Origin of the sequence: Membranihabitans maritimus, assembly GCF_021729145.1 — a bacterium.
Lineage (GTDB): Bacteria > Bacteroidota > Bacteroidia > Chitinophagales > Saprospiraceae > Membranihabitans > Membranihabitans maritimus.
In genome coordinates this window covers 87,850-101,000 of record NZ_JAJSLW010000001.1, presented here as the reverse complement: position 1 = coordinate 101,000, position 13,151 = coordinate 87,850, and the positions used below count along the sequence as shown (strand labels likewise).

Genomic DNA, 13,151 nt, shown 5'->3' with positions numbered 1-13,151 from the left:
TTATATATAAAGACAATTGAAGTTAACATGAGAGAGCTAAATTCCTTTCTGATCTTATTTTTAAGTTCTATTTTTATTTCCAACGCTCAGGATCTCCAGAGAAATTATAAAATGATTGATACTATAGTGCTTTCGATGAATATTTACTTGCCGAATGATTTTGAAAATGGTGATTCATATCCAGGGATGGTATTTTTTTTTGGTGGTGGTTGGAAGGTAGGTAGTACCAAACAGTTTCACCCACATGCTGAATATTTTTCATCAAGAGGGATTGTTTGCTTTGTGGCTGATTATAGGATGAAAAGTCGTCATGGGACTACTCCATTTGAATCATTAAAAGATGCCAAGTCAGCTATTCGCTATATTCGAAAAAATGCAAATGAGTATAAGGTAGATTCAAATCGCATAATAGCATCTGGAGGTTCAGCTGGGGGGCATTTAGCTGCTGCCACGGCTTTAATAGAAAATTACAATGAAAAGGGCGAAGATTTGTCGGTAAGTTGTACTCCTAATGCATTGGTCCTATTTAATCCCGTTATAGACAATGGTCCCGGAGGAAATGGTTTTGATCGAATAGGTGAATTTTATAAAAACTTTTCTCCTTTACACAATGTCCGGAAAGGAGCACCTCCTACAATAGTGTTTTTTGGTATGAATGATAAGTTGATTCCGGTGGAAACAATGAAATATTTTAAAACAATTATGGAACGAGTAGGTAGCAGATGTGATCTGTTTCTCTATAAAAATGAATCTCATGGATTTTTTAATTACACTCATCAAATGAATTATCTGGATACAGTTAAGGAAATGGATAAATTTTTAGGTTCCCTTGGGTATTTGGTAGGAGCGCCAACAATAGAGATGGAATAAGTTGGCGGGGTAAAGTATCCATTTTTTACGAATTAGCAAAATTAAAGACACTTTGGAGATTTACGTGTAATTGAGCGTATTATTCTTTAGATTTTATAGAGGGTCTTTGACAGGAATGTAATAGATCTTACCTTATCTACTGAATTTCTCACGGAAGAGAATCTATAATGTTAGATTGAAAAATATTGTAAAAATTGTTCCTAATGTAGTTGATGAATATAGGATCCCGGTATTATTGTTAGATCGGTAACGAAGTTAATTTGACTGTAGGGAACCGTTGAAGGGATCATTGATTCACTCAAAACTATACTTTGTAAGACTGTCTTGAGAAAAAGTCTAAATTATAATCTGCTTCCGGCGGGGATATATCCTCGCAATTTTGTGACTAATAAACTTTATGTTATGTACGTACGATGTAAGAAATATATTGGTAATAGCTAATCAAGCTTTGTTACAATTAATGATCTAATGTTACACTTATTTTAGTAACCTTAAAAAACTCTGGACAAAACCCCTATTCCGCAATCTTAACCAATGTGTATTTTATATACCGCAATGAATTTTCAATTTAATTCTTTAATTTGAACGAATATTCTATCATCAAAATTTTGTTGCGATCTCAACCGAAAAAGCATAAAAAATGAAATATATACTCCCGATCCTCACTTTGATTATAGCAAGTACTGTAATATTTGGTCAAAGCCAAAATACATCTGATCACCATCTAATACAGCAAGAGACAGGCAAAAGTGTAGCTTCAGGGTTATATACACTTGAAAAAGCTTCTAAAGAGCAGATCATTTTTAGCGGAACCACTACTCATTTTTCAAAGGCCATTTTTCAGCTGGAATCTTTAAGCAAGAAGGAGGGAAAGCAGCAACTCCGTTTAGAAGAAGAACAAATAGTAATTATTAGGGAAGGAGAGGCTATGGTTTCATTGGGGCGGGAAACTAAAACCATTGGACCGAACAGTGTTTTTTTAATTCTTCCCGGGGAACAAGGAACCATTGTATCTGTAACGCCTGACGTCAGTTTCTACCGGATGATTTATAAGGCTGACAACCCGACCAACCCGGCAAAAATCAACCGGGATATTAGTTCTTTTATCATCGATTATGATGACCTGGTTTTTAATGAATCTTCAAAAGGAGGAGTCCGGAAATATTTCAACACATCCACCGCAATGTGTCCCTATTACGAAATGCATGTGACCACACTGAAACCCGGAATGAAGAGTCATGAGCAGCATACTCATGAGGCGGCTGAAATTATCCTTATGATAGAAGGTGAGACCGAAGAGGAAATAGGGGATAAAACGTATCGAGGCCGGAGAGGCGATCTGTATTTTCTCGCTTCCAATGTTCCTCATGCAATCAAAAACGTCGGTGATAAACCCTGTCAGTATTTTGCATTTCAATGGGGAGCAAAATAAATTTTACTATTTAGTGATTTTTCGTCTAATTGTTCCAGGATCACTTGATTTCGGAGGTTCTTTGACGATATAACTGAAAAAATCAAATTATATTAACCGCTGAGTTATGATAAAAATCAAATTATTTCAAAGCATTTTATTTGCGATTATTTTCGCCGCCAATTTAATGGGACAAGAAAGACCCAAACCTGAAAAACGGCCCAATATTCTATGGATAATATCAGAAGACCAATCTGTACATTTAAGTTGCTACGGAGAAGAAACGATAAAGACACCTAACCTGGATAAAATGGCAAAAGAAGGCGTGCTTTTTGAAAATGCTTTTGTAACCAGCCCCGTGTGCTCTCCTAGCAGATCTGGGTTCGTTACGGGTATGCACCCATCTGTTTTGGGTGCTCATAATCACAGGAGTCAACGTGAATTAGGAGATAGGGACGGTAATTCCAAGGTGTATTCAGATACCTATACTCTGCCTGTCAAATCTATTTGGGAATTATTTACAGATGAAGGGTATTATGTTTGTAACAGCGGTAAATCTGATTATAATTGGTCAAATCAAATTTTATATAATAAAGGTACGTGGGAAAAGCGGAAAAGGGGTCAGCCTTTTTTTGCACAAATTCAATTAAAAGGAGGCAAAGATCGTGGAAGTGGAGAAAGGTTGTCCAATCCGGTATCATCCGAAAGTGTAAATCTTCCTCCTTACTATCCGGATACACCGTTATTTAGGGAATGGTGGGCAGATTATCTGGATTCCTGGTTAACTGTTGATAATGAAGTGGGTGAAATAATGAATAGATTGAAACGAGAAAATATATTGGATAATACAATAATATTTTTCATTACAGATCATGGGGTTAGTTCAATGAGAGGGAAACAGTTTCTTTATGATGAAGGCGTAAATGTACCCCTTATCGTTCGGTTTCCGGATAAAAAAATGGCTGGAACTGTCCGCAGAGATTTGGTATTACAAATCGATATGGTAGCTACCTCTTTGAAATTGGCTGGAATAGATGTGCCGGTTAATGTATTAGCTAAGGATTTATTTAACAAAGATTATCAGGAAAGAGAGTTTATTGTAACAGCCAGAGATCGATCAGGAGACCCAATTGATATTATCAGAAGTATACGGACAAAAAAATATAAATATATCCGAAATTTTCTTTCGTTCCGGCCACATAGTCAACGAGATCAATATAGAGATGGTTATTCATTTACGAAAGCGCTGAGGAAACTCAATCTCAATGGGGACCTAAATGAACTTCAATCTCGGTTCTTTGAACCAACCCGTCCTCCGGAAGAGCTTTATGATATTGTGAATGATCCATTTGAAACAATTAACCTTGCGAATGATCCAGGGTATAAAGATGTTTTACATAAAAATAGAAATAGGCTTCATTCCTGGATGATTCAAAATGGAGATATGGGATTGATTCCGGAACCCATTCTGGAAGACCTGGGTGTTAAATACGGAAATAAATATTTTATTTTACAGCAAAATAAGAACAAAGATCTTATAAAGCAATTAATTGACGTTTTTGAGGCGGGAGAACTTAAAGAAATAAGCAAGCTAGAGAACCTTGTCCAAACCGGTAATGCTTGTCAAAAATATTGGGCTGCCACATGGTTGGGTGTTCATGAAAGTCATAAATCCGTTAGATTACTTGAAGGACTTTCTGAAGACAAGACTCCAGCAGTAAGAATTGCGGCCAATCTGGCATTGTGTAAAATGGGACTCGAGGATATTTATCTATCCGATTTAGTAGGTGAGATTAATGATTCCAACTATTTAGTTGGAATGTATGCCATGAATGCAATTGAGCAAACTGGAATACTTGATGAAACAACTAAAAAAGCTGCTGGAATTGCAATCCAAAGTAAATACGATAATACCGTCCGATACGGACGAAGGATATTGTCAAAGGTAGGTGACTCACAAAAACAATATTATGATGAATATGTACCTGATGAATATTCCTATTTGTATAAGGGGTATTCTCAAAAATACGAATATATTGACCAGTAATCTTGAAGAGAAATACCAAATCGAAATAGCCTTTTAAGGGAATTTATACGGTCATTTAGTGAAACATAATTCTTGAATTTATCAGGAACCCAAACCCCGCATGGTTGTAAAATATAGTTAAAATTCGAAAGATACAACCAGCGAAGTGATAGCCATTATCGCTTATTTATGAGAGATCGGATCCGGCTTCCGGATTACTCTTTACCGTTGGTGTTTATTTCATTATTTTTAGCCTCTGAATACGGAGAAGATCGACCCCCGGACAATTTTTTTTCATGACTATTCTGTTTTAGAGATATTTTTCTTTCTTCGGACTTATATTTTCAGACATGCATATCTTGTATGAGTATAGACGAGAAAAATAACACAATCTTATTTTTGATGCCAGAACCGAGAATTGTATTGGATGCTAAATCTATATTTTTCAAGCTTTGTCAATGAGTGTTTAAATATTTCGAAATATATTTGCGATATAGTTCTTTATATTATAAAATGTTCATGTGTTGGACTTTTAATTATGATATTAAACACTAAACAAAATGAAATATTTATTTGCGATCCTTTACCTGATTATTACAAGTAGTTTGATATTTGGTCAAAGTCATAAAACAACTGATCATCATCTCATGAAGCATGAGCCAGGAGAAAGTGTAGCGTCAGGGTTGTATACACTTGAAGAAGCTGCTAAAGAGCAGATCATGTTTAGCGGAACCACTACTCATTTTTCAACGGCCATTTTTCAGTTGGAAATCTTAAGTAAGAAGGACGGAAAGCAACAACTTCGATTGGAAGAAGAACAAATATTAATTATCAGGGAAGGAGAAGCTATGGTGTCAATGGGTCGGGAAAATAAAACCATTGGGCCGAAAAGTGTCTTTTTTCTACTTCCCGGTGAAGAGGGAACTATTGCATCTTCGACATCTGACGTCAGTTATTACCGGATGATTTATAAGGCAGTCAACCCGACCAACCCGGCAAAAATCAACCGGGATATTAGTTCTTTTATCATCGACTATGATGACCTGGATTTTAATCAATCTTCAAAAGGAGGTGTCCGGAAATATTTCAATACATCCACCGCAATGTGCCCGTATTACGAAATGCACGTGACTACACTTAATCCCGGAATGAAAAGTCATGAGCAGCATACTCACGAGGCGGCTGAAATCATCCTCATGATAGAAGGACAGACCGAAGAGGAAATAGGGGATAAATCCTATCGAGGCCGGAGTGGTGATGCGTATTTTCTAGCTTCCAATGTTCCTCATGCCATCAAAAACGTCGGTGATAAGCCTTGTCAGTATTTTGCATTTCAATGGGGAGCAAAATAAAGCACACACAAACCTGGATCAAAGAGACGAATTTGTGACGTTTCCTCTTCTTTCCTTTATCCCAATGCAATGGCAGGTCGATGACCTTTTCATTTCAGGTACGAGGAGTCTGATGCACTAATGGACGGATTGTTTTGACCTCAGGGCAAACGCAATAGGGAATAATGCTCAGATAAAAATTTTGCAATAAATATAATATCATGTGTTGTATTTGTTTATTATTACAGTTTTTATTTAAAATGGAGTGTTTTATAGAAAATATCCTGTGTTTATTTTTATAAGGGGCTATAAAGATCCCGAGGCTTTATTGTTGAAAGACAATGAAGATCCGGTATTCTTTTACCGGCTGATGGTAATCAAATACAGAGGTTGAATGGTACAGAAAAAGGTAAATAAATGTTTGAGCACAAGTATTTTGGAAAATACATTATAATAGTTGCATTATTGTTTTGTATGGGTAAATTATTGAGTCAGGAAAGGCCTAATATTATTTTTATTCTAACGGATGACCAGGCTCCCTGGGCTCTGGGGCTTTCAGGAGATCCAAATGCCAGTACGCCGAATATGGATCAATTGGCCAGGGAAGGGGCCTATTTAAAAAATGCATTTATTACAACACCGGTCTGTAGTCCTTCTAGGATTAGTATTATGACTGGAAGGTATTCCAGCGAATACAATGTCCTGGACTTTATACCACATCCAAAACATAAACTATACAATCCGGCCTACAACCCGGGCATAGATCCTGCAAGTACCACATTTGCTGAAGTTATCCAGGATTTGGGATATGTGACCGGCCTGGTAGGTAAATGGCACCTGGGGGATTGGATTCTTTCATCGGACAAAAAGTTCCACCCAACCAATCACGGTTTTGATTATTTTATGGGCTTACCTGGTGGAGGAGCTAAAGTGGAGAACCCGGTATTGGAAAAGGATGGAACTGTCAGGGAATGTAAAGGATTGACGACCGATATTTTGACAGACAATGCCCTTGAATTTATACAGACCTATAAAAATCGTTCTTTTTTGCTTTGTTTTAATACAAGAGCACCACATAGTGCCTGGTTGCCGGTAGACGAGGATGATTGGGCTCCTTTTGATGAAATGGATCCTGTGTTACCCAATCCGGGTTACCCGGATTTAAACACTGCTAAGGCCAAAAATGATATGAAAGAATACCTGGCGAGCACCCGAGGGGTAGATCGAAGTATCGGAAAGATTATGGATTTGCTTGAAAAATTGAATTTGAAAAAAAATACGGTGATTGTTTTTTATTCGGATCATGGGTATAATATGGGACACAACGGAATCAGGCATAAAGGCAACGGTATTTGGCTTACGAATACGATTCCAGAGGATGCTGAAAATATAATGGGTAAATATCGCCCCAACCTCTACGATAACTCTATCAAAGTACCTGCCTTTGTGTATTGGCCAGGAGTAATAAAAGGAGGAACGGTTATTGAAGAAACAATTACGAGTCTCGATTTATACCCTACGTTGGTAGGTATGGCAGGTGGAGAAATACCTTCTGATCATATGGTACGAGGTAGGAGTATAATCCCTTTGCTTAAGGGGGATAAAATCGATGATTGGAATAATGACTATTATGGTGAATATAGCATGATTAATTATGGCAAATCTTTTATGAGGTGTTTTAGGACATCAGAGTGGAAATTGGTTATTGACTTTCTTAATCCCGGACGCAATGAGCTTTACCATATTGCTTTTGACCCCGAAGAAAATATCAATTTATACTCATTTTCCAATGCGGAATTGGACAAAATTAAATCAGGTTTAAAATTAAAGATCATCCAAAAAATGCGCGAAATAGCCGACCCTTTGCTGAAGGAGGAAAGTAATGTCAGGTTAGATTATTATTTGAAATATTGACAATCTTGCGATGATAATATTTGATTTCAACAGGTTTCAAAATTATATTTACCTTCGTATTCTTTAGGTAATGAATAAAGTTTTTACAACAATGATAAATTTTAGGTTGAGGACAGTATCCTGTGGATTATTCCTATTTCTTTTTAGTTGGATGCAAGCGGTTGCACAGGGAGATCAGGAAGCTATAATAAAATACCTCTCAGGTAAAGATAGACTGGATAATGTAGAATGGGATTTTTATTGTTCTGACGGAAGGAATAGTGGAGTATGGACAAATATTAAAGTTCCTTCCAATTGGGAACTTCAGAATTTTGGAACATATAACTATGGCCATGACCACAAGAATGAAGACATAAAATACGGAAAGGAATACGGGCTGTATAAGCATGAATTTGAAGTGCCCGAGCACTGGAAGGGCGAAAAGGTGAAAATTGTGTTTGATGGTTCAATGACAGATACCGAGGTGAAGATCAACGGGCAATTGGCCGGGGAGGTTCACCAGGGGGCATTTTATCGATTTAAATATGATATCAGTGGTTTACTGAAATATGGGGAAGAGAATTTATTGGAAGTCAAGGTTTCCAAATTCTCATCGAACGAGTCCGTAAATGAAGCGGAACGATATGCTGATTACTGGATTTTCGGCGGTATATTCCGGCCGGTGTATCTGGAAGTGTTGCCTGAGGTCCATTTCGAAAGATTAGCTATAAATGCCCAGGCAAATGGTGAGGTAACCATTAATGCCTTTTTGAACCGGGAATCTTCGTCCAATAGTATTGCCATTCATTTGTATGATAAAGATGGAAATAGCGTTGAGGGGGAGAAAAAATTTGCCTTGGATGAAGAGACAATTCATCATACATTAAATACCTATTTTGACAATATACTTACCTGGAATCCTGAGTCTCCTAATCTTTACACGATGCAAGTTGATTTATTACACAATGGTGAAGTACTATTTACCCAAAAAGAAAAAATTGGATTTAGGACAGTTGACCTTAGGCCCAATGACGGCATTTATGTGAATGGTGAAAAAATTGTAATGAAAGGTGTTTGCAGGCATTCGTTTTACCCTACTTCCGGGAGGTGTTTGAGTGAAAAGGATCATCTGGAAGATGTCAACCTAATAAAAGATATGAATATGAATGCTGTGCGGATGAGTCATTATCCACCGGATAAGAGATTTCTTGAAATATGTGATTCTCTCGGTATATTTGTATTGGATGAATTAGGCGGATGGCAAAAAGGGTACGACACTATTGTTGGTCCCAAGTTGATCAAAGAACTTATTCTAAGGGATGAAAACCATCCGAGTGTAATATTATGGGATTTTGGTAACGAAGGAGGGTGGCAGTTTCCCAATGAAAAATGGTTTCACGAATACGATTTTCAGAAACGTCCGGTTATTTTCCCATGGTTGAGAAGGAATAATACGGACACACGACATTATCCATCATTTCACGAGTTACATACCCGATTAGTGGGAGATGATCAGATATTCTTTCCTACTGAGTTGCTTCATGGATTGTACGACGGTGGGCATGGAGCCAATTTTAATGACTATTGGGAAGCCGCTAAGCAAAGCCCTGGAAATGCCGGTGGTTTTTTATGGAATTTGAGAGATGAAGCTGTATGGCGGACAGACTTGCAGGAGTACGATAGTGATGGTAACCATGCACCTGACGGTATAGTCGGTCCTCACGGTGAGAAAGAAGGAAGTTTTTATACAGTGAAGGAAGTTTGGGCACCTGTTCAGATCGATCCATTTGTTATAAACAATAAGTTTGACGGTGAGATTATCGTGCGAAATGAATTCTTATATACCAATTTGGATGAATGTCGTTTCGAATGGCGGTTGGTGGAAAAAGGGACCCCAGGCATATCGAGTGATAAGATCGTATCTTCCGGAGAGATAACTATTTCAGATACAGAACCGGGTACATCATCGAAGGTAAAAATTCCTTTGCCTGAAGACTTTATTAGTGCAGAAATTTTAGAACTTGAAGGGGTTGATCCCTATGGGCGGGAAATTTATACATGGCGTTGGCCTGTAAAAAGAGCTGAAGACTATATTCCTGAATTGATAAGTAAATTGGACTACGAAGAAGGTGATATTGTGGCAGAACCAACAGGAAATAGACTGCATGTGAAGGTGCAGGAAATCACATATAATTTCGATCTTAATGACGGTACTTTAACCAGTGTGATGAATGAAAAAGGGAAATTATCGTTTCAGGGAGGGCCGAAGCCGGTTGGTTATACATGGAGGGAGAATAAGGTTCGCGAGGTGAAATGGGAAAAGGATAATGACGGTACAATAAAAATAACTGGAAATTATGATCATTACCCGGAATCTTTTGAATGGATAGTTCATACGGACGGTTTGTTAGAGCTTCGGGTTGATCAGCTTCGGCACAGTCAGGATAGTATAGATGTCCTCGGAGTTTCATTTGATTATCCGGAGGAGAAAATGAATGGGTTCCAATGGTTGGGGGGTGGACCGTATCGAGTATATAAAAATCGTATGAAGGGTACTACCTTCAACGTATGGGAGAAGGAATACAATAATACTATAACAGGCGAATCGTATGAAGAGCTTATCTATCCGGAATTTAAGGGGTATCATTCCAATTTGTACTGGGCTTCATTTGATACCGATGAATCGGATTTTAAGGTTTATTGCAGTTCTCCAGATATTTATCTAAAGATGTATAATCCGGAAAAACCGGAATCCCCAAGAGACGCCCATGCATTGTATCCTGGGGGAGACATTTCGTTTTTACATTATATCCCAGGAATTGGAACCAAATTTCAAAATTTATCGGAATTAGGACCTTCAGCCAGACCCAGCAGGCATTCGTGGAGAACCGGGGATGTATTTGAACCGTTGCGGTTGATTTTTGATTTTCATGCGAAAACGAATTAGTAGATAGCGTTTCCATTTTAAGGATTAAATTTAAATGTTGGCTTTACGGGATTTTTATCATTTTATTTTAGGTAATACAATTTATTTTATGGACCTTTGATATAATTCGAAATTTTAATATAATGAGATCGCTGAGAAATATTGAATTACCTACTGGAAAAGTTATAAAATTCCTGATCTTTATATTTACACTTTATCTTTGTTCATAAAGGTGTGGAAAAGAGTGACATAGATGGTGTTTGTAAAAATGAGTAAGGTCTGGATTCCTTTATTTGTTGCTTTTATTTGTGTATTACATATTTCTGCAAGGTGGGAAGATAAACCGGTGAACCCATCAATAAGTATTTTGACTATTGGTAACAGTTTTGCCGATAATGCCTGTACTTTTCTACCCCAAATTGCCGAATCAGTTCCCGGATACAATATAAATATTACAAAAGCCAATATCGGAGGGTGTTCCCTGGAAAAACATGCCGATCTCATAGGGAAATGTCAGGAAAATCCAAACCTCAATCCTTATTTCGACAAGTATTGTCTGGAAGATTTATTGACCATGCGAGACTATGATTTTGTGACTATTCAACAAGTGAGCAGTTTAAGTTTCAAGTCCGAATCTTATGAACCGTATGCCCAAAAGCTAATTAATTTTATAAGTAAACATGCTCCAGGAGCAGAAACGGTGATTCATCAAACCTGGGCATATGGCCCCGGAAGTAAGCGTCTGGAAAATTGGGATATGACCCGGGAGGATATGCAGAAAGGTCTCAGCGAAAATTATTCTAATCTGGCATCGAAATATAACCTGGATATTTTACCTTCAGGGAGTGCCTTTTTTCGATCATTTGAGAAAAATTCAGGCATCGACTTATGGAATAATGACCGTTATCACGCGAATATGTACGGCTGTTATCTGGCTGGGTGCGTATGGTTTGGTAAAATGTCAGGGGAATCACCCAGGAAAATTCGATTTGTCCCCGAGGGTATGGAGTCGGAGGATGCGAAATTTCTTAGAAAAGTTGCGGCTAAAGTCTTAAAAGGTAATAGAAGGTAAGGTGTTTTCGATTCCCCGCTTACCTGTAGTACTCAATTAATGAGAAATTGATATTTCAAGTTGGTCAGCACTTGTAGTCGCATAACTAATGGCGTAAGCAAATTAGTTACGACCTGATTCCTTTATTTTGTGAAATCCTAAAGTTTCCTAAGGGGATCTAAGGATCGACTACTCAACCTGTCTTTGTTCTTGTCTTGAGCGGAATTCAATTGTGAACTACTTTCCTAAAACCTCCCAGTACCCACCCCGAGCAGGTCCAACTCTGTGGATCAGGTTTTTTATTTTGAGCTTGTCTATATTTTTCTTAATATTTCTCTGGTTGATTCCTATTTCTTTAGATAATTCACGCGTAGTAATTTTTGGGTTCTGTTCCATTAGTTGAAGGATTTCAAACTCATTATTTGATAAGTCGTGCTTGATCGACAAATTATCGGTGTCTTTATCGGTGTCTTTATCGGTGTCTTTATCGGTGTCTTTATCGGTTATCAATTTAATGATTGTGGAATCGAAATCCAATTCGTATTGGGGGATTAACTTGTTGTACAGTTGCCAGTTGGTTTCTATTTTATCAAAGCCAAAACCGGCGTTTTCAGCCAATTTTACCATTCGGAATAATTTAGTGATAATTGGATTTCTTGGAAGTGAGATGTCTTTGGCTTTTAACTCCTCCAAAGGTTTGGGCAGTCCGCCCGGATTGAAAAATTCAATATGGTTTGTGAAAATTCGTATACGGGATCTGGCAGCTGAAAAGTAATCAGCGTGCATTAGCATATTGACCAAGGTCTCTCGGATCGCTTCCAAACCGGGAGAAAGTTCCTGACCAAATCCTTCGGAAGTGAGTGAAAATTGAATATCTACTTTTTGTTTTAGTCGGGTGAAACACTCAAAATAATATTCCCAAAGATTTTCCTGTTCATCGAGGCGAAATGTATAACGCAGTTTTGCATCGGAATAAGAAGTACCTGGAACTTCAAGAAGGTCGATTCTAAAATCAGAGAAGTGTTTTTCAATGATTTCTCTTCTTCCAAGCATTAACAATCCTCCATATGTACATTGTCCGTTTTCAGTAATACGAAGCTTTTCGAGGAATTCATCTTCTTCATATCGATTGTAGCTAACAGCTGGATTAAAACGCGACAAATAATCCCGATACCTGTTGATTGAGGTGTTGTTAAGACTTTGACGATCTGTATTTGGCGCTGGTTCAGAAGTTCTCGTTCCAAATGTTTGGTCCCGGAACATACTGTCAATTTCCGCTTTTGTCGCCCTTTGGTTTGAACTTCCCCTCCTTATGAAAGTGTTTCCGTGAGAATTAAAATAAACGGGTTTCAGAGGTGATGGCTCTATGTAAAATGAGAGGACAGTTAGAGTGTTAATTGTATACTTGTTTTGGCGTGTCCGGATAAAAACATTAAATTTTTTACTTCTCAGCGTATTCAAAAAATTCTGTTCAATTTTTTCAGGATTTTCCACCCCGGAAAAAATAAAAGTGGAACCCGTTTGCTTAATACCGAATAGTATCCACCCACCATTTGTATTGGCAAAAGCGGAAACGGTTTACCAGGCAGATTTTGGTATCTCCGATTTGGCTTCTTTAACTTCAAAATCTTCCCATTCAATAT

General features: G+C 37.7%; 8 protein-coding genes and 1 pseudogene. 7 read left to right on the top strand and 2 right to left on the bottom strand.

Translation table 11 applies throughout. From position 1 onward, the window contains the following. The first annotated feature begins 27 nt into the window (after positions 1–27). From LVD47_RS00335 to LVD47_RS00305, 7 genes are all read left to right on the top strand, one after another. Positions 28–870 carry an alpha/beta hydrolase gene (locus LVD47_RS00335; protein WP_236973518.1) on the top strand — a complete coding sequence of 281 codons (843 nt, stop codon included), beginning with the start codon at positions 28–30 and terminating at the stop codon, positions 868–870. A 640-nt stretch (positions 871–1,510) separates the two neighbouring features. After that, complete coding sequence (locus LVD47_RS00330) at positions 1,511–2,302, top strand: cupin domain-containing protein (protein WP_236973517.1); 792 nt, start codon at positions 1,511–1,513, stop codon at positions 2,300–2,302. A 106-nt stretch (positions 2,303–2,408) separates the two neighbouring features. Continuing rightward, entirely contained in the window at positions 2,409–4,328 is a 1,920-nt protein-coding gene (locus LVD47_RS00325) for a sulfatase family protein (protein ID WP_236973516.1), read from the top strand. Between the two features lie 539 nt (positions 4,329–4,867). Then, entirely contained in the window at positions 4,868–5,659 is a 792-nt protein-coding gene (locus tag LVD47_RS00320; protein ID WP_236973515.1) for a cupin domain-containing protein, read from the top strand. Between the two features lie 396 nt (positions 5,660–6,055). After that, on the top strand, positions 6,056–7,552 hold the full coding sequence (locus LVD47_RS00315; RefSeq protein ID WP_236973514.1) for a sulfatase family protein: 1,497 nt from the start codon (positions 6,056–6,058) through the stop codon (positions 7,550–7,552). Positions 7,553–7,643: 91 nt separating this feature from the next. Beyond that, on the top strand, positions 7,644–10,478 hold the full coding sequence (locus tag LVD47_RS00310) for a glycoside hydrolase family 2 TIM barrel-domain containing protein (protein WP_236973513.1): 2,835 nt from the start codon (positions 7,644–7,646) through the stop codon (positions 10,476–10,478). Between the two features lie 247 nt (positions 10,479–10,725). Further along, positions 10,726–11,529: a DUF4886 domain-containing protein gene (locus LVD47_RS00305; protein ID WP_236973512.1), complete on the top strand. Its 804-nt coding sequence runs from the start codon at positions 10,726–10,728 to the stop codon at positions 11,527–11,529. A gap of 216 nt (positions 11,530–11,745) precedes the next feature. Here the strand turns inward: LVD47_RS00305 and LVD47_RS00300 are convergent, their stop codons facing one another. Together LVD47_RS00300 and LVD47_RS23925 are read right to left on the bottom strand one after the other, a co-directional pair. After that, positions 11,746–12,771 carry a DUF8451 domain-containing protein gene (locus LVD47_RS00300; protein ID WP_236973511.1) on the bottom strand — a complete coding sequence of 342 codons (1,026 nt, stop codon included), beginning with the start codon at positions 12,769–12,771 and terminating at the stop codon, positions 11,746–11,748. A gap of 33 nt (positions 12,772–12,804) precedes the next feature. Beyond that, a pseudogene (locus LVD47_RS23925) lies at positions 12,805–13,074 on the bottom strand (AlbA family DNA-binding domain-containing protein); the annotation flags it as partial. Positions 13,075–13,151: the final 77 nt, after the last annotated feature.

What these genes read in the sequence shown, in the direction of transcription:
- LVD47_RS00335 (WP_236973518.1), top strand. Translation starts at nt 28, where the DNA reads ATGAGAGAGCTAAATTCCTTTCTGATCTTATTTTTAAGTTCTATTTTT.
- LVD47_RS00330 (WP_236973517.1), top strand. Translation starts at nt 1,511, where the DNA reads ATGAAATATATACTCCCGATCCTCACTTTGATTATAGCAAGTACTGTA.
- LVD47_RS00325 (WP_236973516.1), top strand. Translation starts at nt 2,409, where the DNA reads ATGATAAAAATCAAATTATTTCAAAGCATTTTATTTGCGATTATTTTC.
- LVD47_RS00320 (WP_236973515.1), top strand. Translation starts at nt 4,868, where the DNA reads ATGAAATATTTATTTGCGATCCTTTACCTGATTATTACAAGTAGTTTG.
- LVD47_RS00315 (WP_236973514.1), top strand. Translation starts at nt 6,056, where the DNA reads ATGTTTGAGCACAAGTATTTTGGAAAATACATTATAATAGTTGCATTA.
- LVD47_RS00310 (WP_236973513.1), top strand. Translation starts at nt 7,644, where the DNA reads ATGATAAATTTTAGGTTGAGGACAGTATCCTGTGGATTATTCCTATTT.
- LVD47_RS00305 (WP_236973512.1), top strand. Translation starts at nt 10,726, where the DNA reads ATGAGTAAGGTCTGGATTCCTTTATTTGTTGCTTTTATTTGTGTATTA.
- LVD47_RS00300 (WP_236973511.1), bottom strand. Translation starts at nt 12,771, where the DNA reads ATGTTCCGGGACCAAACATTTGGAACGAGAACTTCTGAACCAGCGCCA.